Below are 21,322 nucleotides of genomic sequence, written 5' to 3' on the forward strand. Positions count from 1 at the left end.
ACTTATCCTTTATTTTTGTCGGAGTAAACAATAAACTCTGGAAAAGATAAATCAATAAAGCTATGAGAACACAGCATCTATTTACTTTTTATTTAGTTGGATTACTGACTTTGGTTAGTTGTAACTCTTCGATCGTAGAAAAACGAGCTACCGGTTTGCCGTATGAAATCCTGGTTGTCATGACCCGGGAAGTTGGAGACAGCGAAGTTGGGGAATTAGTGAAAAATCAATTAAAATCTCCCATTGCCGGATTGCCCCAACCTGAACCCGCCATGCGTGTTACATTTGTTCCTACTGAGACTTTTAATGGCTTGTTGAGATACGTCCGCAATATTCTGGTTGTCGATATTGATCCGACGAAGTATACGATGGTTTCATTGAATGGTTTTAAAGATGAGTGGGCAAAAGGGCAGGAAGTGATAAAACTCTGTGCTCCGTCGACTCGCGAACTGGTCACTTACCTGACATTACATGATTCGGATATTGTCAATCATTTCTGTGCAATCGAAAAGGACCGTCGTATAAAGATCCTGAAAGAACATTACAGCCAATTGGCAATGGATAAAGTGCAGGAGAAGTTCGGTATGAAATTGCATGCTCCGGACGATATGACTTATTATAAAGATACGACCGATTTCCTGTGGGTGTCGAACAATGCTAAAACCGGACGTGTCGACCTGATCGTTTATTCCTTTCCATATACCGATGCGAATACATTTACACAGGACTATCTGGTGGCAAAACGGGATTCTGTTTTAAAGGATAACCTGCCGGGTGCTTTTCCGGATTCTTATATGACTACGGAAAAGCGTGTCGACCTGACTTACGAACCTATAATGTTGCATGATAAATACTGTGGAGTCTTGCGTGGCCTGTGGAAGATGGTTGGCGATAAGATGGGCGGACCGTTTGTCAGCCATGCTTTTCTGGATACGAAGACACAGCGTGTGATTGTTGCCGAAGGTCTCGTTTATGCCCCGGAAACAACCAAGCGGAATTATATACGTAAGATCGAAGCTGCACTTTATACGGCACGCCTGGATACCATCTCCCGCTGATTCGTGAGACACTCTCCACTAAGGCTGTCTAAGTGGAGAGACTTAGGGCGTCTAAGTCCCGGGACTTAGACAGTCTAACCAACGGGAGTTAGGGCATGCGCCTAAAAAATGTTAAAGAAGGTGGAGTGTCGGGCTATTGGCATTAACCTTTCAGGTTAGTCTGTTAATAACTGTATCTGCTCGGGCATATATCCGGTGCGGATACGCCATTCTTGCGGATAAAGGTTGTTGGCACGGTTCCCGAGATGTTTGACAAAACCTAAAGGAAATCCTTGATAATAAACCAATACGTACCCTTTTTCTATTTCGGCGGGGAGAAGCAATACTTCTTTTTTCAGGTATTTGATGGCATCGTCCCAGCTTACTTCGGCACAGGTAAAAGCCTCTTTGTTCAGTGCCGTGCTTAAAGCCAGTGAATGGGCCGGTAAAATATCTTTGCCTTTTATCTCTCCGATGCGGATTCCGGCAGATACGATTCGTAACTGGGTGGATAGCAATTGCCAAGTGTCATAATGGATGGACGGTATGGCTTGTATCGTATCATTGAATATTTCCATCCGGAAGCTGTCCGGCTCCTGTATCCATTTGTTTACAACAGGAGGGATGACGGGAGCGGCTTTTCCTTTATCCTTCTTGTTTTTACTTTTAGGACGGATTATTTCATCGACTTCGCCGGACGCTTTACGCAGGGCGGCCAGGAAGAATCCTTCCCCTTTTGTTTTATGGGGGAAGAAACGGTAGACCGGGTGTGCATGGCGTAGCGGTCCGGTGATCTGCCATTCATCCCTAATGGGAATGGACAGGGCTTCGGCTCCCAGTTCTTCTATTATATAATGTATATTATCTTCATCCTCTTCCGTATTGTAAGTACAGGTGCTGTAAATGAGCAGTCCGCCCGGTTTCAGTGCGTTCCATATGTCGTGGATGATACGGCGTTGACGGGCGGCACAAAGGTTGACGTTTGCCACGCTCCATTCGCCGGTACTGTCGGTGTCCTTGCGGAACATTCCTTCGCCGGAACAGGGGACATCGGTAACAATAACATCAAACAGATGAGTAAGGCGCCCGATATCTTCGGGATCGTTGTTCGTGACGATATTGTTCGGATTTCCCCATTTGGTGATATTTTCAGCCAGGATATTACTGCGGGTACGGATCACTTCGTTGCTGACCAACAGACTGCCTTCGGGTAAAAGGTTCAACAGATGGGTGGACTTACCACCCGGTGCGGCACAAAGGTCCAGGCATTTCACCGGTTCGCTGACAAAGTTCCGGATGGCTTGCTCCAGAAACATGGAGGAGGCTTCCTGCACATAATAGGCTCCGGCATGAAACAGCGGGTCGAAGGTGAACGACAGGCGTTCGGGCAGATAATAACCTGTTTCGCTCCAGCCGACCTGAGGTGTTGAGGGAGCCTTCGTCCCTTTATTCCGGTTGATACGGATACTGACGGGAACGTCCGCTTGCAATGCGGCTTCCAGTTTGTCATATTCTTCGCCCAGCAAGGCACGGGTACGTGTGATAAATTCGATAGGAAGTGCCATCTTATTCTGTTTGTTTGGCACAAAAGTACTAACTTTGCGGAAAACTAACAGTATGCAAGCATCGCTTTTCCTTATACCGGTTACATTGGGAGACACCGATCATCGGCGTGTTCTCCCGGAATATAATCGTGAAATCATTCTACAGATCAAACATTTCATCGTTGAAAATATACGTACTGCACGCCGTTTCCTGAAAAAGACGGAACCGTCTATCGTGATAGATGATCTGACTTTTTATGAACTGAACAAGCACACTTCGCCGGAAGATGTGGCCGGTTATCTGGTTCCGTTGACGAAAGGGGAGCATGTCGGTGTGATATCTGAGGCCGGTTGTCCGGCTGTTGCCGATCCGGGAGCGGATGTCGTTGCTATTGCGCAGCGGAAGAATTATCCGGTGGTTCCCCTGGTTGGGCCGTCTTCTATATTAATGTCGGTAATGGCTTCCGGTTTCAACGGACAGAGTTTTGCCTTTCATGGCTATCTGCCCATCGATGCTTCGGAACGGACAAATACAATCAAAAAGCTGGAAGGCCGTATCTATTCAGAAAACCAGACACAGCTTTTTATCGAAACACCTTACCGTAACAATAAACTGGCTGAGGAGTTGATCCGTACTTGTCGCCCGTCAACCAAATTATGTATCGCTTCGGATATTACTTGTGAAGATGAATATATCCATACCCGTCCTGTGAAAGACTGGGCAGGAAAAGTTCCTGATCTGAGTAAGAAACCGACTATCTTTTTAATCTATAAATAACTTTTTATGGCAGCTTATCAGGCACATGAAACAGCAGTGATCGATCCTGGCTGTACGATCGGCGATGATACTTTTATTTGGCATTTTTCTCATATAATGGCCGGCTGTATCATTGGTGAAGAATGTAATATCGGGCAGAATGTCGTTATTTCGCCGGGCGTGGTTTTGGGGAATAACGTCAAAGTCCAGAATAATGTTTCCGTTTATACCGGAGTGACTTGTGAAGATGATGTTTTTCTGGGACCGAGTTGTGTGTTCACGAATGTGATAAATCCGCGCAGTGCCGTTTGCCGCAAAGACCAGTATAAGAAAACTCATATAGGAAAAGGGGCTACTATTGGTGCCAATGCAACGATTATTTGCGGGCATAATATCGGAGCCTATGCCTTGATAGGTGCGGGAGCGGTTGTAACTAAAGAGATTCCTGCTTATGCTTTAGTCGTTGGTAATCCTTCCCGGCAGATCGGCTGGGTCAGTGAGTATGGACACAGGCTGGAGTTTGATGAAAAAGGTTTTGCTATTTGCCCGGAGAGTGGAGAAGGGTATCAGCTGAGGGATAATGAGGTGGTCCGTATCGGATAAAAAAGAGAAAGGCGGATAATCAACCATCCGCCTTCTGAATATTTCTTAGCAAGCCTTCAAACTCATATCGAGACTTTTGACCGAGTGGGTCAGTGCTCCGACAGAGATAAAGTCTACGCCGCATTCTGCATAATCGCGCAGTGTGTCGAATGTGATACCGCCGGATGATTCGGTTTCGAAGCGTCCTCCAATCATTTCGACTGCTTTCTTTGTATCTTCGATATTGAAATTATCCAGCATGATGCGGTCGATACCGCCAACATTCATCGCCTGTTGTAATTCGTCGAAGTTGCGTACTTCGATTTCGATCTTCAGGTTTTTGCCTTTTTCTTTCAGGTAGTTCTGCGCACGGGTAATAGCCTGTTCGATGCCACCGGCAAAGTCTACATGATTATCTTTCAGCAGGATCATGTCGAACAGTCCGATACGATGGTTGACACCGCCGCCGATCTTTACAGCATCCTTTTCCATCATACGCATGCCCGGAGTCGTCTTACGGGTATCCAGTACGCGGGTTTTAGTTCCTTCCAGTGCTTTTACATATTTGCGGGTTGTTGTTGCAATACCGCTCATACGTTGCATAACGTTCAACATCAGGCGTTCTGTCTGTAGCAGCGACTGCACTTTTCCTTCAACGGTAAAAGCGATATCACCTTTCTTTACTTCTGCGCCATCATTGATGAAGATTGTCATTTTTAGTTCCGGGTCGAAGTCATGGAAGATGCGTTTAGCCATTTCCACACCGGCCAGTACGCCATCCTCTTTGATAATAAGCTGGCTCTTTCCCATAGCTGTTTCGGGAATGCAGCATAACGTTGTATGATCGCCGTCACCGATGTCTTCGGCAAACGATAATTTAATTAAATCGTCAATTAACTGATCCATGTGTTATTCTATTCTGATTGATTGTATAATCGCTTTGTTGCCGTCGGCACGGTAAGTAATGTTTACACGATATTCGCCTGAAGCGGTCGGGAGTTTACCGACAAAAAATCCAGCGTCTTTTTTGTCTGCATGATGTACTACGGAGAATCCCGAAGGTTTGTTACTGCCAAAAAAAGTAGACAGCATCTTAACGGCTTCGCTTCCGCTGCACTTTTTAGATGAGCCGGGTAGGGCCATATCTACTTCCTGGTCCATTGCTCCTGTCAGTGTAGAGGCATCTCCTCCTTTGAAGGCGTTTGATATCGGAGTAATATCGGCTGCCATTACGCTCAAAATTGAGAATACCAATGCCAATGTAAGTAATAATCGTTTCATAAGCTATCTCCTCTTTTTATGAGTATTCTGATGCAAAGGTATGTATTTTTCCTGTAAATTAGCGCCTTCAATATTAAAATGTCAACGAATGAAGATTGCACTGGTTGTAATAGGCAAGACGGATGCCGGTTATTTTGTGGAGGCTATTAATGAATATAAGAACCGTCTGGTTCATTATATCCCTTTTGAAATGGAGGTTATCCCCGATATTAAGAACGTAAAAAACTTATCGGAAGTCCAGCAGAAAGAGAAGGAAGGGGAATTGATTTTAAAGACATTGCAATCCGGTGATTATCTGGTTTTATTGGATGATAAAGGGAAAGAATTTACTTCCATGCAATTTTCTGCTTATATAGAAAAGAAGATGCATACGATACCGAAACGGCTGGTCTTTGTGGTTGGCGGTCCGTATGGATTCAGTGAAGCGGTGTATAAAGCCGCTTCGGAAAAGATTTCATTGAGCAAGATGACTTTTTCGCATCAGATGATCCGTCTGATTTTTATTGAACAGATTTACCGCGCGATGACTATCCTGAATAATGAACCTTATCATCATGAATAGAATAATGTGCCAATATTGGCACATTATTATTCTCTAGTCTTCTGTATCAACAAATAATCAAGCAAAGTCATTGCTGCCATCGATTCGACAATGGGAACGGCACGTGGAAGCACACAGGGGTCATGGCGTCCGCGGGCTTTCAGGATTGTGTCTTCTCCATCCATGCTGACGGTTTCCTGTTCCATCAGGATCGTAGCCACTGATTTAAAAGCGACACGGAAATAAATATCTTGTCCGTTGGAGATACCTCCCTGGATACCTCCCGAGTTGTTCGTATGAGTATTGATATGTCCGTTGTCATTGAAGAAACGGTCGTTACGCTGGGAACCACGATAGAGGGCCGCTTCGAATCCGTCACCATATTCAAATCCTTTGACGGCATTGATTGTCAACATGGCATGGCCTAAAGCTGCATGTAGTTTGCCGAAAACAGGTTCACCCAAACCGATGGGAGTCCCTTTGACTACGCAAGTAATAACTCCGCCGATCGTGTCTCCTTTGGATTTCACTTCGGCAATTAACTGTTCCATCTCTGCCGCCTTTTCCGGGTCGGGACATCTTACTGCGCTTTCTTCGGTCAGATTCAAGTCGTAGTCTTTATATGAACCTTCCAGCTTGATGGGACCTACCTGTGAAGTATAAGCCTGGATATGGATACCTTTCTGGCGTAAGGCCAGTTTGGCTATTGCTCCGGCTACACATCGTGCGATTGTTTCACGAGCAGATGAACGGCCACCGCCACGGGGATCACGGATACCATATTTTGTTTGATAAGTATAATCGGCATGCGAAGGACGGTAGACTGTCTTCATATTGTCGTAATCGGACGAATGCTGATTCTTGTTCCAGATAATGAAACCGATCGGCGTGCCGGTCGTTTTTCCCTCGTAAATCCCGGAAAGGAATTGTACTTCGTCGTCTTCCTTGCGGGGAGTCGTAATTTTGGATTGTCCCGGTTTACGGCGGTTTAATTCTTTTTGGATGAAATCTGTATCCAGTTCGATACCAGCCGGGCATCCGTCGATAACACCTCCGATACCCGGACCGTGTGACTCTCCGAATGAAGTTAATCTATATATATTTCCGAATGTATTCATATGTAGTAAATGCAAGTGGAGAATTAAGAATTATATCGCTTAAAATGAAAAATGAGGAATGCAGAATCTGTTTCATTCTTCATTCCCCATTCTGCATTATTCATTTATTTATTAGTGACAGCTACCGCATCCGCAACCACCGTCTTTGTGATCGTGGTCACCGCAATCGCTTCCACAGTCGTCGCATCCGCAACCACATCCGCCTGTCGGTGCTGATAAAGCTGCAATTTCTTCTGCTGTCGGTTCGTGAACGTCGATAACTTCACCGCTGAAGTGAAGTGTTTCACCTGCCAACGGATGGTTGAAGTCCATAACGACAACGTCATCTTTCACTTCCAGAACAGAACCGTTCAGACGGTTACCGTTTGAATCCATCATAGGAACAGTGTTACCTTCTTTGATGATTTCAGAGTCGAACTTACCTTCAACTTCGAAAATGTTTTTTGGCAGATCAAGCACGTGATCTTCCACATATTCTCCGTATGCGTCAGCCGGAGCGATAGAGAAGTCGAACTTGTCGCCTACTTCCAGACCTTTCAAAGCATCTTCGAAAGCCGGGAGCATTGCGCCTGTTCCAAAGATGAATTTCAACGGAGCCTCAGCTACTGCTTTTTCCATCAACTCACGCTCTTCACCTTCTCCTACGTTCAGGTCATATGTAACCGCAACGAACTTATTTGCTGTAATTTTCATTTTTAATTGTATTTGTAATAAATAAAACGAGGACAAATTTACGTATAATTTCCGACTTAATCAGGTTATTCTTTTAAAAATAAAGATATGTAATGTTTTAAGCTAGAATATAGTTATCTTTGTCGGCTGAAATAAAAATGAGAGATCCTGTACTTATTCTATGGTTACAGTGTTTGTCGGTAGGTTAATAAAGTAGTGTTTGCGGATGCGGTTTTCTAAGTTAAAAGACTTTTTCTTTCCGGGCGGAACGGAAAGCAGGAAGTTGATCGGTTTATTTTTTGCTGTCTTGTTTCTGAAGTTTATGTGGTTCAATCTGCTTTGGTGCATGTTATCTACATTTACTCCATTTTCAAAGATTGAAACTTATCTGGATACTATATTAGTCTCCTTATTTTTGTTATTACCCCTGGTTTGCTTTCGTGCTGTCAAGACTACCCTGGTGATTTTCTTTCTGCTAGACGGTTTGCTTATTTCGAACCTGATGTATTTCAGGACTTACTTTACTGCCATACCGTTGGATAGCTATTTGCTGATAGATAATTTGTCTGATTTTACCAGCAGTGTATTTGATTCCTGGCGGATGGTCGATCTGTTTTTCCCTTTGTCTACAATGGCTGCGGGTGTTTTGTGGTGGTATAATTTTCATCGGAAACATGAAACGGAACAGGCGGTACGGTGTAAAGGCGGTTTTGCTTTTGCACGTTATCTGGTTCTGATTGTTTTAGTGGCTTTGATTCCTGCTGTTCGTCTTTGGAGCCAGAATGGTTTTAAAGTTGCTTATGAGAGATTGCAGGATGCCTATTTGCATACTTGTAATATCCCGATGTATACGATTTTCGGTTCTCTTTATTATGATTATACCTGCGACCAGATAGTCTATACACCGGAGATAAAGGCCCGTATCGATTCCTGGCTAGCTAGGAAAACGGATTGCAAATCCGTTTTATCACCATTTAATCCAAAGGATAATTGTATTATAATCCTGGCCGAATCATTGGAAAGCTGGGTGTTGGATAAGACGGTGGAAGGCCAGGAGATTACTCCGAACCTGAATAGAATATTAAAGGATACGTCGGTGATCTATGCCCCTCATGTTTTATCGCAGGTGAAAGGAGGACGTTCGATCGATGCCCAGTTGCTGATGAGTTCCGGGCTTTTGCCTATCAACTCCGGACCTTACAGCATCAAATTCCCGGAATCATATTATCCTTCTATCGTAAAGGCGTTTAAAGAAAAACATAAGAATGCCAAAGCATATAGCTTGACTATCGACAAACCGATGGTCTGGAATCAATGTATAATAGCTCCGGTTCTGGGATATGACAGTCTGGTTTCGAAAAACTGCTTTATACAGGAAGAACCGGTCGGTTCGCGTAACCAGGTGGGTGACCGTGCCTTTTTGCGCCAGTGTCTGGATAAAATACAGAAGAATGAAGTTTGGGATGAATCCGGAAATACGTTGGTGCAATGTATTACCTATTCCGGGCATAATCCTTTTATTTTGCCGGATTCATTGAAAAGAGTTTCTTTTTCGCCCGAAGTCCCGGAGGTCTTGAATAACTATATGACCATGGCCAATTATACAGATCGGGCAATAGGTGAATTTATAGCAAAGATCAAAGCGGACAAGCGTTTCGATAATACTTTAGTCGTGATCATGGGAGACCATGAAGCATTGGGAACAGTCAGGAAAGAACTGTGCAACGATCCGGTAGGAAAGGATATTGTAGCTGATAAATCGTTTGTTCCGCTAATCATTCTGAATGCGCCATTTAATATGTATTATGGCAAAGTCATGGGACAGGTGGATGTTTATCCGACTTTGCTGGACCTGCTTGGGTTGAATGATTACTGGTGGAAAGGATTGGGAGAAAGTATCTTTAATCCGCAGAAACCAGATTTTGATGTCGACCCCCAGTTTAATCTTATCGGAGATACGGCCGGTGTTCCCGATGAGAATATCCGTCAGGCCAAAGAAGCCTGGGAAATATCAGACATGATTATCCGCTATGATTATCTGGGACATAAACTGAATATAAAAGAAGAACCGGTGAAAGTGGCAGGGGTAAAATGATAAAAAATATGTCGAAAGCGGTTGCAGGAAAGAACCGGCTTTCGACATATTTTTGAATACTTATTTCTTGTCGATCGCTTTCTTCAAAGCATTCAGGGCGGTATCCAATACAGAGCGCGGACAACCTACGTTGAGGCGCATATATCCTTCTCCGCCGGGTCCGAACATGCTTCCGTCGTTCAACAGCAGACCGGCTTTATCCTGGAATAAATGAACCAGTTCTTCCTGGCTTAGTTTGAGGTCGCGGCAATCCAGCCAGACCAGGAAGGATGCCTGTGGCGGATAGACTTTGATCTTCGGAAGCTTCGTCTTGAAGAATTCATCTACGAAACGGACATTTTCCATTACATACATCCGCATTTGCTGTAACCATTCGGCACCATATGTATAGGCCGCTTCGGTTGCCGTATAAGCAAAGATCGTCCCGTCGCCCAACTCGCCGGCTTCCAGGAATTCATAAAATTCTTTCCGTATCTTTTCATTGGGAACAATGGAGTAGGAGGTTACGATGCCTGCGATATTGAATGTCTTGCTCGGAGCCATGAAAGTAATACTGCAATTGGCGGCAGCTTCTGATACGGTGGCAAACGGATGATGAGTAAACTGCGGATAAGCCATTTCCGCATGTATCTCGTCTGAAATAACCAGTATATTGTGTTTTGCACAGATATCCGCCAGCTTGACCAGTGTATCTTTTTTCCATACGATGCCGCCCGGGTTGTGGGGATTGCAAAGGATCAACACTTTGCACTGCTCGTCTATTACGGATTCCAGCTGTTCGAAATCCATCTCATAGGCGCCGTTCACCAGTTTGAGCGGGTTGTTGACCACTTCCCGTTTCATGCTTTCCGGAACAATCCGGAACGGATGGTATACAGGTGGCTGGATGATTACTTTGTCGCCCGGTTTGGTGAAGCATTGGATGACAAAGCCGATGCCTTTGACAATTCCCGGAATATAGCTGAGCCATTCCCGTTTGATCTTCCAGTTCTGTTTATAATGTACCCATTCTATAATACTATTATAATACGAGTCTGATCCGAAAGTATAACCGAATATTTCGTGTTCGCAGCGTTTCTTTATTGCATTGACAATAAAGTCCGGAGTCCGGAAATCCATATCGGCAACCCAGAGAGGAATAAGGTTCTCGTTGCCGTACCGCTCTTTTATTGCATCATATTTCACGCAATTGGTACCGCGGCGTTCAATTACTTCGTCAAAGTTGTATTGCTTCATTTTTATCTTAGTTCAGTCAGTTATCTTTGTTTTAGTCTATTGATCGGGGTCAAAGATAAACAGAAAAATTGATAGGTGAAGCAGAATGACAAAAGAACACGATCGGATTATAAGACTTCCTCCATGCGTTCCAACTCACAACCACGGAACTGCATTATGATACAATGTAATTTTGTGTCCTGTATCAACTGACGTACCTTTGGTGCAGCGGCATATTGTTTTATCTGTTCAACAGCTTCTTCCCACTGAACTTTAGCTTTTTCCCCGGAATCTTTTGCTGAAAGATATTTCAATTCAAGTATATAACTGTGTTTCACTTCATAGCGCAACAAATCGGGCATCAGGAACAGGTCGCAATAACCATGGTTCAACTCCATCTCCGGGGCTGTCAGATAGTAGGCATTTACACTGAGATAAGCCGTGAAAAATCCCTGGATATTGCGTTCGCCTTCAATAGCACTGCGAACCGACGAGTTTTCTTTGTAGGCATGGGCTATAAATTCCAGAGATTCGCGCCAATGGCCGTCGTAGGCCATATCATCGAACAAATCTGTCAACTGGTTCAAATTGATATATCGTTTATTTTGGTATTCCTCTAACAGGAATTCGTAATATTGCTTGCGCACATTGTTGTTGGGGATACTTAATACCACACGCCCCCCGCGGGTATCGGTAATAGTCAGCATACCATAATAAAAAAGCAGACTGGGGAAGATTTCCGGATTGGCAATCTCTGTTGCAGGAAAAGTGATTGCCAGATTAGTAACGATTTGTCCTTCATCAGTGATTTTACGCAGTACCCCTTTGCGGTCACCGTCCAGACGGTCCAGCTGGATGAGTTTCTTCATTTTGTTATAATCCGTACGGGTATTGGGGTCTATCATCTGTTCGGGAGATTTTTTCAAGGTTATGTAATTGCGGAGATAGTAGAGTACCATGTCGCAATTGAACATCTTCGGGTCACTTTTCAGGCTTTCTTTTGCAAAACAATAATTGTCATACCACGGTTTCATCTCCGTAATCATTGCCTCTATATCTGCATCATCCGACAGTTGTCCTGCATCCTTATAATACTGGAACATAGAGCGTACGTCTACTTCACTGAATCCTAGCATCATATTGAATTGATGTTCGGTGCTGATGTTCCAGCCGATATTAAATCCGCTGGTAAGATCATCCAATGTAACAGGACTGACGCCGGTCATGAAGATACGTTCGAACATTCCTTTAAATTTCTTGAAAATCTCGCGATAGAACCCGCTGGCATGTGTGAGAGCATGGTAAACGTCATTACCTTGCTCATTGAGTATTATATTGGTGAAGTTATCATATTCGTCGATAATAAGATAGAGATGCGCCCCGGTTTCGGGTGCATGAAGATTCAAATAGTTCAGTTTGCTGACAAAATCGGGCAATGCTTTCATTTCATTGGCAAACCCCGGATAATAATAAGACTCGTAAGACATGCCGAACATATCCATCACCATACTGCAATACCGGTCAAAGTTCTCTGATAGTGAACCACTGCCGCCACTGGCACGTGAGAAATCCAAATAAAGTACTTGAAATGTTCCTTGTAAAGGGGTGGGATGCTCTCCTATCCACAAATTGCCGAAACGTTTTTGAAACTTCTCTTTTTGAGCAATATCATAATAGGCCCGGAGCATACTCAGAAAGATGCTCTTGCCAAAACGCCGGGGCCGGATGAAAAACAAATTACTGGGTTGCTCTTCCAGCATAGGCAAATACATCGTCTTATCCACATAATACTGGTTCTGCTCCACCACTTCCACAAAATTGGAAATGCCGTAAGGGATTCTTTTTGCAACTTCCATAATAATTACTCCTGTTTTTTATTTATGCTTACGAGATAAGACAAAGGTAGTTTATGTTCCCGTGTTTTCTATGAATTTATCAAAGTAAATAATTTTATTTCTGATATTTTTTGTTACTTCGCACTAGTTATGGAATTACCAGAGGAGCAACATATCTTGAGGGAGATCGCAAGAGGAAACATAAAAGCTTTTGAACAGCTTTTTTTCGACTACCAACCTAGGTTGGTATATTTCCTTGTCGGCCTGACGCACGACAAGGAAATCAGTCGTGATATATCCCAGGATTTGTTTCTTTCCATATGGAAAGACCGGGAAAAACTGAGAGACGTCCGTTCTTTTTCCTCCTATCTCTTTCAGATGGCGCGCTTTACCGTTTATGATTATTTCGACCGTCTTGCCGTTTCAGAAAAGTATACCAATGAGTTTTTACTGGAAGCCTCCATCTCCCAATCGGAAGAGGAAGCGATGTTTGCACGTGAATTGCAAAACCTTATCAACCGGACTGTCGAACAAATGTCTCCTCAACGAAAGCTAATTTATAAGATGAGTCGTGAGCAGGGTTTATCGAATGATGAGATTGCCACCCGTTTGGGAATCAGTAAACGTACAGTCGAAAACCATTTGACTGCTGCCCTGTCCATTCTTCGTAAGGTTCTTTATCTTTTTTTGTTTACCAGTTTGGGCTGAGCACTGCCGTTCCCCAAAAGTGTTTCATCTTAATGAAACAAGTGTTCCATCATATAAAACCAAGTATTTTGATATAACTCTCTGAAGATTAGATAAATATAGAGAGTTTAAAAGATGCAGGTAACGATTTGGATATGGAAGTCCTGCTTCGGGTTACACTGCTTTGCATAGTTTCAAATAACTCTTATACAAATGTAGGCAATGTTTGGAACATAACAAAATATTCTGCTATTTATTTTTTGTATAACCTGATTATTAACATATTAAGTATTTAAGGCGTAATTTATTGATGCCTGTTACTTATAGAATAGCTGGGGCAGTATCTCCGGCTATTTTTTTGTCCCAATTTGGCGTTTTCTGTCTTTTTTTGGCGGTTGCTCAACGGTTGAGTAACCAATGGCCTCAAAACAACTCCGTAATATTGCACCATAAACGATAACAACGAGGTCATTATGAATAATAGAAAAACCGTTCCCGGTGCCGGGGTGAGTCACATGCTCAGCACCATACTTGCCAAAGTGAATAATATTGAAAAGTTACTCTCTCCTGCCGTTGAAAATATACCGGATAGTGAGATACTGGATTCAAAAGGTGTACGCCTGCTGACAAAGATGTCGGACAGGACACTGTTAAGAAGACGTAACGATGGTACGCTTCCCTTTTACAGAGACAAGGGGAAAATCTACTATCGCCGCTCGGATGTCCTTCGTGCCGTATTATTGGAAAAAACAGAAAACTCTAAAAAATAAGCGTTATGAAAAAGATGATTAAGATTGAAAGCAGTTCTTTTACTGCTCTTGTGAGAAGTTATAAGAAGTCCCTGAACATGCTGGCTGTGTTGCAACATATCTGTCAGGAAAACGATGTGGCATTGTCCATGCTGCCGGACGAGGTGTGTGAACTGATTGGGCTTGACCCCGCCGAAATTGAGAAACAGCGTTTGAACGGACGTCTGCGTTTCGCGGAAGAAGAGGACGGTACAAGGCATTATTCGATTGCGGACATTATCAACCTGAAAGATTCCATTGACGGTAAGTTGATAAACAAACAAGTGGAAGAGCTATCCTTTGAGGAAGAAAGATGACGTATAACCGGTTCCCCCATAGACAAGGGCACGGCGGACAAGGTCGGATTTATCCGGGTGTCCGCCGTGCCTTTGTCTTTTCCTGAAAAGCGGCTCTTTGCTGTACCCCTGCGGAAGTGAAGCCTGCGTAGCTTCCGGGGGTACAGCAATGTGCCGTGGGAAACATTAGGATATTTTTTTCAACTCCTTTGCCGGGCTTACAATTACCATAGACGGCACGTGCTTTACCTGCCGTGGTAAATCCGGGATCACGTCACTGCCGCTGACCATCCTCTGTTTTTCCATTTCTGCTTTTTCATCCTTCCCTTCTTCGTGCAGGCCCACCGGTTTGAGGGTAAGCTGTATCTTCCGGTTCAGTGAAGCAAGCTCTTCGCCCAACTGTTTGATTTCCGAGTCTTTAGGCCACGTGGCTGCCACTATTTCCTGTAAGACCGGAATATCTTTCGATAATTCCGCATTTTCCTTTTCCCTTTTTTCTATCATAGCGGGAATGCGTTCCAGAGCATTGATAAAATTCATTACGGCCAGTTTCGGCTCTTTGGCTATATAACCGTTGTTGTAAGTATATTTAATGCCGTCCAACCCTTCAACCATGAACTTGTTATGCAAGACCTGTGTATCCCCATCGTAAGATTTTTCAGTACGGACAAGGATACGGAAGTCAAACAGGGTTCCGATTTTCATATAATCATCCTCTGTCCGGGCTTTCTGATTGATTGCGGCAAGCCGGTTGCCGAGTATCTCTATATTGTCCGAGTCCACACCGTCCAGCTTCAAGGGATTGGGACGGAGTCCGGTTTCCGCATCTGCGGGAGCTACCTTGTTCAGATATTCCCAATCTTCGGAAAAACGCCTGATAAAGACATTGTTCTTTTCTATTTCGGAAGTTTTTTCGTTCAACTTGCCTTTTGCATTTCCCTTGTTACGGTGATATGCCTGCCTTTCGCTTTCCAGAACTGCCAGTTTCTTGTCGAGTTTTGCTTTTTCCAACAAATCGTTGTTGCCTGAAAGAATGGCCACGTATTCGCTGAAATTGCCTCCGCCGTTTTCATCAATCGCCCCCTTGTCAATGGTACGGGCAGCCAGATTACGGCTTTTAAGCTGGTTAATGAATACCTGTTTGTTATGCAGCAGGTTGAACTTGTAACTGTCCAGAGACTTCTCCACCGCATAGATATAACAGTCCACCTTATTGCCGGCATATTGCTTGGCAATGATATTGCCTTTTCTTACCGCACGTCCGTTACGCTGTTCCAGATCGGACGGCCTTCAGGGTATATCCAGATGGTGGATTGCAACGGCACGTTGCTGCGCATTGACTCCCGTTCCTAATTTTTGCGTGGAGCCGAAAAGAAAACGGATGCGTCCGGCGTTCATGTTGCTGAACAGTTCCTTGCGTGCATTGTCACTGCCTGCTTCCTGAATGAACTTTATCTGCCTTTCCGGGATATTATGGTCTTCCACGAGCTTGCGTCTTATCTCACTGTAAATGTTCCACTGGTCGGGTTTATACGTACTGAGATCGGAAAAGATGAATTGTGTGCCTTTCTGGTCGAGATATTTATAGTAATATTCCGCAATCTTGGCCGCACAATGGGACGCTTTGTTTCCCGGATTGTCACCGTACTGCTGGTCTATCAGACGCATGTCAAGCGACATCTTGTTCGAGTAATTGGTGGCAATCAGCATCTGGGCCTTTTCTTCCGCTTCGGACAGAGGCTCCCGGTCTATGTAGGTCGCATCCCCGGTTTCAGCGAACTTTATCAGTTTCTGAATGAAAATTTCCTGCTGGGGAGTGGGCGGTATGTGATAGAGCTGTTCGTTGAGTTCCGGTCTGTCAACCCCTACGTCTTCAGCCGTTTTGTAATCGGTTATCTCCGCATAGAAATTGGCGAGTTCCGGCACTTTGATAAAGTAGCGGAAACGTTCCTTCTGCACGATCTGGTTGGTTACGGAAAATTCAAAGTCCGTGCTTTTCTTCGCATAGACAGCCGCCCAACCGTCAAAACACGTAATCCCCTGCCGCTCCATTTCCTTTGGACGGAGATATTTGAAAAGGAGATAGAGTTCGGTCAGGCTGTTGGAAATGGTCGTACCGGACAAGAAGGTAGCCCCCAAATCCCTGCCCGTGCGCTCCTGTATGGTACGGATGGCAAAGAGCATGTTCATGGCCTTCATGCTTCCTTCAGGATTGCCCAGACCGGAAACTCGCGCATGGCGGGTGTTGAACATCAAGTTCTTGAAATTGTGACTCAAATCCGGAATTTTGGATTTGAGCCATTATCAGAACTTTTATGAGTTTCTTATTAAATCACTTAATTATTTAGTAATCATTTATTTTGTGACGTAAACAGTTCTGATTATATTACGTCTATAATTGTAATAACTTTCAAACAAGATGCGATTATGGACATATTTAATCTAAATGAAAAAGTCAATGGTCTTGTTTCTTATTTACAAGACACCGGTTATTCAGCCATGTACATAGACTATGTGAAGAAAATGGCTGAGTGGCTATCAGGAAATGCTAACCATTACAAATGGCAGAGTCTCTCCGACGTTGAACCGACACTAAAAGAATTGTGGTCCAACAAGTATACTTATAGGAACAAGGTACGCCTGTTACGTATAATCTGCCAATATATCGAGAATGGATTATTACCCGATGGTCGTAAACACTACAGCAAACCGCACCACTACGAGTTGCTCAGTGCAGAATATAAGGATGTAACAGATATGGCTTTCAATATGGTAGGAAGATGTTGCAAATTTTCAATAAATGTGAAGTATGCACTATCTTCGTTCTTCTTCCGGCTACAGGAAATGGGGGTGTACTCATTAGAGTCAATAACAGAAAATGCGGTATTGAAAGTGTTTTCCAAGGACGGAAAACCGAATATGGGCCATTCACTCAAATATTCGGTGGAATATGGACTGAAAGCCTGTTTGCCCCACTATGGCAAATCCGTTGAACGTATAATCGCATATCTGCCGGCCATACCCAATATGCGGAAGAACATTCAATACCTTACGGAGCAAGAGCTTACTGCTATCAGGCATACTTTAGAACATGATGGCACAATATCCCTACAGGACAAAGCCATCATAACCTTGGCCATGTATACGGGATTGCGTGGGTGTGATATCTCTGCACTCACGCTTAACAGTTTCGATTGGGAACACGACCTGATAAAAATCACTCAGGTAAAGACTGGACAGCCACTGACATTGCCACTCCGTGCCGTGGTAGGAAACGCTGTATTTGATTACCTGCTCAAAGAACGTCCCCGAAGTTCGGAACCATATGTTTTTCTCACAATACACGTGCCATACAGAAGGCTTCATACAAGCAATCTCGATGCCATATGCTCAAAAGTCATGTGCAAAGCAGGAATAAGACAAGGTAAAAATGAGAGAAAGAGCCTGCACCTGTTCCGCCACAATGTGGCGACAACTCTGTTACAAGGTGGTGTGCAGCAACCTGTCATAAGTGCCACCCTCGGTCATGCGTCCCCAGATTCTCTTGACCGTTACCTTAGTGCGGAATTCAAGAGACTGAAGGAATGTTCATTGAGCATAGAACACTTTCCCATAAGAAAGGGGGTGTTTGACGTATGAAGACAATTTCATTCCTATCCAACGCTATAGAAGGATATATAAAATACCGCAAAGCTTCCGGGCGTTACAGTTATAGCTATATCAAGAACATAATACAGTTTGATCATTTTTGCGTAAGGGAATATCCTGGACAAACCGAACTTACTCAAGAAATCGTGGACAGATGGTGCAGGCAACGTCCAACTGAATGCACAAACTCTTGCGTGTCACGTGTCTATCCTGTTTTGGATTTCATCAAGTACATGAACAAGCGTGGAATGACGAAAATTGACTTGCCGCAAGTGCCAAGGTCTGTACCGAGAACTTATATGCCGCATCCTTTTACACACGATGAATTGAAACGCTTCTTTGACGCTTGCGACAACATAAAGCCAAGGCGTGGCAGACTCGCGGCTATCCAGCGCATGACACTGCCGGTGTTCTTCCGTTTACTGTACAGTTCAGGAATAAGGACAACCGAGGTCGTCCTGCTGGAACGCGATGACGTAAACCTTAAAAACGGCGTGGTGTCCATCAAGCGCGGCAAAGGATATGACCAACATTATGTAGTCCTCCATGACACAATGTTGCCCTTGATGCGTACTTATGACGGAAAAATAGATGGACTGATTCCGAACCGCAGGGTGTTTTTCCCGACACCGGATGACAAACCGCACCCTCCTGTATGGGTAACGTACCACTTCAGGGCACTGTGGCAAAGCTGCAATTCATCCCACGCAATTCCATACGAACTAAGGCATAACTACGCCATAGAGAACATAAACAGCTGGACGCACCAAGGATTTGCAGTACACGACAAGTTATTAGCTCTAAGCAAGAGCATGGGACACAGACAAATAGAAAGCACATTGGCTTACTATTCTTTGACCCCTGCGATTTCTGATATAATAGCATATACCGATAGCGAAATAGAACAATCATTAATATTAGAAACAGATGAAAAAGAAGATTAACTTACAAGCAATACAGATTGCTAGTTATTTACATGAGTGGCTTGAGTACTATGTGCCCTCAATAAAAGCTTGTAGCCCTCATACGAAAAGAAACTATAAAATTTCAGTGACACTCTATGCTGAGTTTCTTAAGAAAGTGAAAGGCATTTTACCGGAAACATTGAATGCAGAGTGCTTCTGTAGGGAATATATCATGGAATGGATTATTTGGATGAAAAGCGATAGGAATTGTACCCCTGCAACATGCAATATAAGGTTGTCAGCCTTACGTGCCTTCTTGAAATATGTAGCGGACAGAGATATGACTTATATGGCTGTATTTCTACAAGCTGAGAACATTCCTAATGAGAAAACTCCTAAAAGAAAAGTTATTGGCTTAAGTAAAAAGGCTGTTAAAGCCATATTGTCTGTCCCAAATCAAAGAACGGCAACAGGCTTTCGTGATTTCACATTGATGCTACTTTTGTACTCTACAGCTATACGTGTTAATGAACTCCTTACATTGAAGATTAGTAATATCGTCATGGATTGCTCTAAACCTCACATGATTGTCATAGGAAAAGGGAGAAAGAAACGCCCACTTCCTCTTTTGTCTCAATCAGTGCAATGTTTAAAGAGATACCTCAAGAAATACCATCCGAAATATAATGATATGGATGCACTAATCTTTTATTCAAAAAGCAAAGGGGTATATGCTCCTATGTCTGCCGAAAATGTGAACAAAATGCTGAAAAAATATGCCTCAATAGCTCATGAAACTTGTGAAGATGTACCATTGAATTTACATGCCCATCAATTCAGACATGCCAAGGCTTCACATTGGCTTGAAAATGGAATGAACATAGCTCAAATTTCATATTTGCTTGGACATGAAAGCATTCAAACTACAATGATATATTTGGATATAACAACAGAACAGGAATCAAAAGCTTTAGAAACTCTAGAAAGCGAGAATCAAAAGCATATCACAAAGAAGTGGAAAGTCAAAGTCGGGAAGAAATCACTTGATTTTTTAACTTCCAATAAATGATAGTAGAATATGGGATCATACGATTAAATGATGCGACAAGAAAAATTATATCTATAGCGAAAAAATATTATCATATTCAAGGCAGCAATCTCGAGAGAATCAACTTTTATATTATTATCAGAACATAGCGAAGAATTTCGAAAACACAGACAGAGATTCTTTGCTATATTCTGATGAGTTACTTTTTGATGATTATTAGTGTAAGATACTTTTTATGGTATTTTTTGATGCTAATAACTCTTTCACCTATTTAGACATATAGTGTTTCACTATACCGCAAAAATACAATCTTTGAATATTAGTGATTTTGTAATGGAAAGATAGAATCTATTATTTCCCTAATGTATTCTACAGGATGAACATATGCCAAACCGCTATTCTCACTCCTTATTTCAACTGTTTTTCCTGTTTGGCTATTTATTAATGTTTCTTGATAAGGTATATACGAATGAATTATGCCAACAAGTACACTGCGGTCTAAATTTTTAGTGCCTTGTATAGATAATAATTCAGGTCTATTTATTATTGGGCTGCCTGAATTGCCAGGAAAATTTTGAATATCAACTAAAATATTATGTTGCTCCTGAATTTGTGCCTCACTAATACGAGCAATACATCCTAAACGGCAAATTGGACGTGAAGAAGATTGATTGACCAATCCCATGGTGTATCCTAACATATAAATAAGAGTTCCTTCCTCAACCCCATTGTCCCTTAACTCCGATGATGTCATTGCATTAACATCAATGTCAAAAGAAGGGAACTCTAAATTATTAGTTGTTATAAATGAACCATTTAAAGGTAATACTGCTATATCAATATCGTTTTGAGGATGTAGAACGTATGTGGGAGTTCCATCATCCTTTACAATCGGAGCATCAATTTCTTTCAAATTTTCAGTTCCTTTTTCTTTCATCCTAATCACGATGCTGCTTTTACCTTGGAATACGTGTTTGTTTGTAACAAGAAATGGACGCACGTTACCTTGGTCATCTGCACGCCTTGTCATAAAAAAGCCCGTTCCCATCCATACAATATGATCATTTGGTTTTTTAATACCAATTGACACCACAGCATTTTTATAAAATTGAGGTATTATAGCCATATTGAAATATCATATTTGTAATATGATACAAAAATACATTTTTTTTCGCAAATAAAAAGTATTCTCGTATGATTATTATCACATTGTTCGCAACTTAAATGTAAAATATGCTGTTATAATTATATAATGTCTTTAGGGATAGTTCTA

The 21,322-nt window shown here is 42.9% G+C and carries 19 protein-coding genes and 1 pseudogene; 11 read left to right on the top strand and 9 right to left on the bottom strand.

Features of this window, described 5'->3' with window-relative positions:
- Positions 1-62 precede the first annotated feature (62 nt).
- Entirely contained in the window at positions 63-1,058 is a 996-nt protein-coding gene (locus tag C825_RS08295) for a DUF4837 family protein (protein WP_010802143.1), read from the top strand.
- A gap of 155 nt (positions 1,059-1,213) precedes the next feature.
- Here C825_RS08295 and C825_RS08300 read toward each other — a convergent pair whose 3' ends face one another.
- On the bottom strand, positions 1,214-2,602 hold the full coding sequence (locus C825_RS08300) for a methyltransferase RsmF C-terminal domain-like protein (RefSeq protein WP_010802144.1): 1,389 nt from the start codon (positions 2,600-2,602) through the stop codon (positions 1,214-1,216).
- Positions 2,603-2,654: 52 nt separating this feature from the next.
- Between C825_RS08300 and C825_RS08305 the strand changes: the two genes are divergently transcribed.
- The gene (locus tag C825_RS08305; RefSeq protein WP_007654520.1) at positions 2,655-3,359 is read left to right on the top strand and encodes an SAM-dependent methyltransferase; all 705 of its coding nucleotides are present in this window, start codon (positions 2,655-2,657) and stop codon (positions 3,357-3,359) included.
- A gap of 6 nt (positions 3,360-3,365) precedes the next feature.
- Positions 3,366-3,941 carry an acyltransferase gene (locus C825_RS08310; protein WP_010802145.1) on the top strand — a complete coding sequence of 192 codons (576 nt, stop codon included), beginning with the start codon at positions 3,366-3,368 and terminating at the stop codon, positions 3,939-3,941.
- Positions 3,942-3,986: 45 nt separating this feature from the next.
- On the opposite strand, the gene nadC is transcribed toward C825_RS08310, so the two are convergent.
- On the bottom strand, positions 3,987-4,826 hold the full coding sequence (nadC, locus tag C825_RS08315; protein WP_010802146.1) for a carboxylating nicotinate-nucleotide diphosphorylase: 840 nt from the start codon (positions 4,824-4,826) through the stop codon (positions 3,987-3,989).
- A gap of 3 nt (positions 4,827-4,829) precedes the next feature.
- Complete coding sequence (locus tag C825_RS08320; protein WP_007654516.1) at positions 4,830-5,201, bottom strand: DUF4783 domain-containing protein; 372 nt, start codon at positions 5,199-5,201, stop codon at positions 4,830-4,832.
- Between the two features lie 88 nt (positions 5,202-5,289).
- Between C825_RS08320 and rlmH the strand changes: the two genes are divergently transcribed.
- Positions 5,290-5,763, top strand: a complete 474-nt coding sequence (gene rlmH / locus C825_RS08325; RefSeq protein ID WP_010802147.1) for a 23S rRNA (pseudouridine(1915)-N(3))-methyltransferase RlmH — start codon at positions 5,290-5,292, stop codon at positions 5,761-5,763.
- Between the two features lie 26 nt (positions 5,764-5,789).
- Here the strand turns inward: rlmH and aroC are convergent, their stop codons facing one another.
- Both aroC and C825_RS08335 read right to left on the bottom strand, forming a co-directional pair.
- Positions 5,790-6,860 carry a chorismate synthase gene (aroC, locus tag C825_RS08330; RefSeq protein WP_007654507.1) on the bottom strand — a complete coding sequence of 357 codons (1,071 nt, stop codon included), beginning with the start codon at positions 6,858-6,860 and terminating at the stop codon, positions 5,790-5,792.
- A 111-nt stretch (positions 6,861-6,971) separates the two neighbouring features.
- A complete protein-coding gene (locus C825_RS08335) occupies positions 6,972-7,553 on the bottom strand; it encodes an FKBP-type peptidyl-prolyl cis-trans isomerase (RefSeq protein ID WP_010802148.1) in 582 nt (193 codons plus the stop codon).
- Between the two features lie 205 nt (positions 7,554-7,758).
- On the opposite strand from C825_RS08335, the gene C825_RS08340 reads away from it, so the two are divergent.
- Entirely contained in the window at positions 7,759-9,627 is a 1,869-nt protein-coding gene (locus tag C825_RS08340) for an LTA synthase family protein (protein WP_010802149.1), read from the top strand.
- A gap of 60 nt (positions 9,628-9,687) precedes the next feature.
- On the opposite strand, the gene C825_RS08345 is transcribed toward C825_RS08340, so the two are convergent.
- Together C825_RS08345 and C825_RS08350 are read right to left on the bottom strand one after the other, a co-directional pair.
- On the bottom strand, positions 9,688-10,863 hold the full coding sequence (locus C825_RS08345) for a MalY/PatB family protein (RefSeq protein ID WP_010802150.1): 1,176 nt from the start codon (positions 10,861-10,863) through the stop codon (positions 9,688-9,690).
- A 107-nt stretch (positions 10,864-10,970) separates the two neighbouring features.
- Positions 10,971-12,698, bottom strand: coding sequence for a PD-(D/E)XK nuclease domain-containing ATP-binding protein (locus C825_RS08350; RefSeq protein WP_010802151.1), 1,728 nt, complete (start codon positions 12,696-12,698; stop codon positions 10,971-10,973).
- Positions 12,699-12,827: 129 nt separating this feature from the next.
- On the opposite strand from C825_RS08350, the gene C825_RS08355 reads away from it, so the two are divergent.
- From C825_RS08355 to C825_RS08365, 3 genes are all read left to right on the top strand, one after another.
- Positions 12,828-13,385: an RNA polymerase sigma-70 factor gene (locus tag C825_RS08355; RefSeq protein ID WP_007654502.1), complete on the top strand. Its 558-nt coding sequence runs from the start codon at positions 12,828-12,830 to the stop codon at positions 13,383-13,385.
- 452 nt (positions 13,386-13,837) lie between these two features.
- Positions 13,838-14,134 carry a helix-turn-helix domain-containing protein gene (locus C825_RS08360; RefSeq protein ID WP_007655403.1) on the top strand — a complete coding sequence of 99 codons (297 nt, stop codon included), beginning with the start codon at positions 13,838-13,840 and terminating at the stop codon, positions 14,132-14,134.
- Positions 14,135-14,139: 5 nt separating this feature from the next.
- Positions 14,140-14,469: a hypothetical protein gene (locus C825_RS08365; RefSeq protein ID WP_007655404.1), complete on the top strand. Its 330-nt coding sequence runs from the start codon at positions 14,140-14,142 to the stop codon at positions 14,467-14,469.
- Positions 14,470-14,634: 165 nt separating this feature from the next.
- Here the strand turns inward: C825_RS08365 and C825_RS27840 are convergent.
- A pseudogene (locus C825_RS27840) lies at positions 14,635-16,728 on the bottom strand (helicase C-terminal domain-containing protein); the annotation flags it as partial.
- A gap of 147 nt (positions 16,729-16,875) precedes the next feature.
- On the opposite strand from C825_RS27840, the gene C825_RS08380 reads away from it, so the two are divergent.
- Genes C825_RS08380 through C825_RS08390 form a run of 3 tightly spaced genes read left to right on the top strand, consistent with a single transcriptional unit; the run spans position 16,876 to position 20,070 of the window.
- Positions 16,876-18,087 (top strand): tyrosine-type recombinase/integrase, encoded by a 1,212-nt coding sequence (locus C825_RS08380; RefSeq protein ID WP_007655407.1) that lies wholly within the window; start codon positions 16,876-16,878, stop codon positions 18,085-18,087.
- Positions 18,084-19,040: a tyrosine-type recombinase/integrase gene (locus C825_RS08385; RefSeq protein ID WP_007655408.1), complete on the top strand. Its 957-nt coding sequence runs from the start codon at positions 18,084-18,086 to the stop codon at positions 19,038-19,040. The genes C825_RS08380 and C825_RS08385 overlap by 4 nt, the downstream gene beginning before the upstream one ends.
- Positions 19,024-20,070, top strand: coding sequence for a tyrosine-type recombinase/integrase (locus C825_RS08390; RefSeq protein WP_007655409.1), 1,047 nt, complete (start codon positions 19,024-19,026; stop codon positions 20,068-20,070). Before C825_RS08385 ends, C825_RS08390 begins: the two co-directional genes overlap by 17 nt.
- Before the next feature lie 298 nt (positions 20,071-20,368).
- On the opposite strand, the gene C825_RS08395 is transcribed toward C825_RS08390, so the two are convergent.
- Positions 20,369-21,175 carry a S1 family peptidase gene (locus tag C825_RS08395; RefSeq protein ID WP_007655410.1) on the bottom strand — a complete coding sequence of 269 codons (807 nt, stop codon included), beginning with the start codon at positions 21,173-21,175 and terminating at the stop codon, positions 20,369-20,371.
- Positions 21,176-21,322: the final 147 nt, after the last annotated feature.

It is taken from the genome of Parabacteroides sp. ASF519 (genome assembly GCF_000364265.2).
Lineage (GTDB): Bacteria > Bacteroidota > Bacteroidia > Bacteroidales > Tannerellaceae > Parabacteroides > Parabacteroides goldsteinii.

What these genes read in the sequence shown, in the direction of transcription:
- C825_RS08295 (WP_010802143.1), top strand. Translation starts at nt 63, where the DNA reads ATGAGAACACAGCATCTATTTACTTTTTATTTAGTTGGATTACTGACT.
- C825_RS08350 (WP_010802151.1), bottom strand. Translation starts at nt 12,698, where the DNA reads ATGGAAGTTGCAAAAAGAATCCCTTACGGCATTTCCAATTTTGTGGAA.
- C825_RS08300 (WP_010802144.1), bottom strand. Translation starts at nt 2,602, where the DNA reads ATGGCACTTCCTATCGAATTTATCACACGTACCCGTGCCTTGCTGGGC.
- C825_RS08360 (WP_007655403.1), top strand. Translation starts at nt 13,838, where the DNA reads ATGAATAATAGAAAAACCGTTCCCGGTGCCGGGGTGAGTCACATGCTC.
- C825_RS08305 (WP_007654520.1), top strand. Translation starts at nt 2,655, where the DNA reads ATGCAAGCATCGCTTTTCCTTATACCGGTTACATTGGGAGACACCGAT.
- C825_RS08320 (WP_007654516.1), bottom strand. Translation starts at nt 5,201, where the DNA reads ATGAAACGATTATTACTTACATTGGCATTGGTATTCTCAATTTTGAGC.
- aroC (WP_007654507.1), bottom strand. Translation starts at nt 6,860, where the DNA reads ATGAATACATTCGGAAATATATATAGATTAACTTCATTCGGAGAGTCA.
- C825_RS08340 (WP_010802149.1), top strand. Translation starts at nt 7,759, where the DNA reads ATGCGGTTTTCTAAGTTAAAAGACTTTTTCTTTCCGGGCGGAACGGAA.
- C825_RS08395 (WP_007655410.1), bottom strand. Translation starts at nt 21,175, where the DNA reads ATGGCTATAATACCTCAATTTTATAAAAATGCTGTGGTGTCAATTGGT.
- C825_RS08355 (WP_007654502.1), top strand. Translation starts at nt 12,828, where the DNA reads ATGGAATTACCAGAGGAGCAACATATCTTGAGGGAGATCGCAAGAGGA.
- C825_RS08335 (WP_010802148.1), bottom strand. Translation starts at nt 7,553, where the DNA reads ATGAAAATTACAGCAAATAAGTTCGTTGCGGTTACATATGACCTGAAC.
- nadC (WP_010802146.1), bottom strand. Translation starts at nt 4,826, where the DNA reads ATGGATCAGTTAATTGACGATTTAATTAAATTATCGTTTGCCGAAGAC.
- C825_RS08365 (WP_007655404.1), top strand. Translation starts at nt 14,140, where the DNA reads ATGAAAAAGATGATTAAGATTGAAAGCAGTTCTTTTACTGCTCTTGTG.
- C825_RS08310 (WP_010802145.1), top strand. Translation starts at nt 3,366, where the DNA reads ATGGCAGCTTATCAGGCACATGAAACAGCAGTGATCGATCCTGGCTGT.
- C825_RS08380 (WP_007655407.1), top strand. Translation starts at nt 16,876, where the DNA reads ATGGACATATTTAATCTAAATGAAAAAGTCAATGGTCTTGTTTCTTAT.
- rlmH (WP_010802147.1), top strand. Translation starts at nt 5,290, where the DNA reads ATGAAGATTGCACTGGTTGTAATAGGCAAGACGGATGCCGGTTATTTT.
- C825_RS08390 (WP_007655409.1), top strand. Translation starts at nt 19,024, where the DNA reads ATGAAAAAGAAGATTAACTTACAAGCAATACAGATTGCTAGTTATTTA.
- C825_RS08345 (WP_010802150.1), bottom strand. Translation starts at nt 10,863, where the DNA reads ATGAAGCAATACAACTTTGACGAAGTAATTGAACGCCGCGGTACCAAT.
- C825_RS08385 (WP_007655408.1), top strand. Translation starts at nt 18,084, where the DNA reads ATGAAGACAATTTCATTCCTATCCAACGCTATAGAAGGATATATAAAA.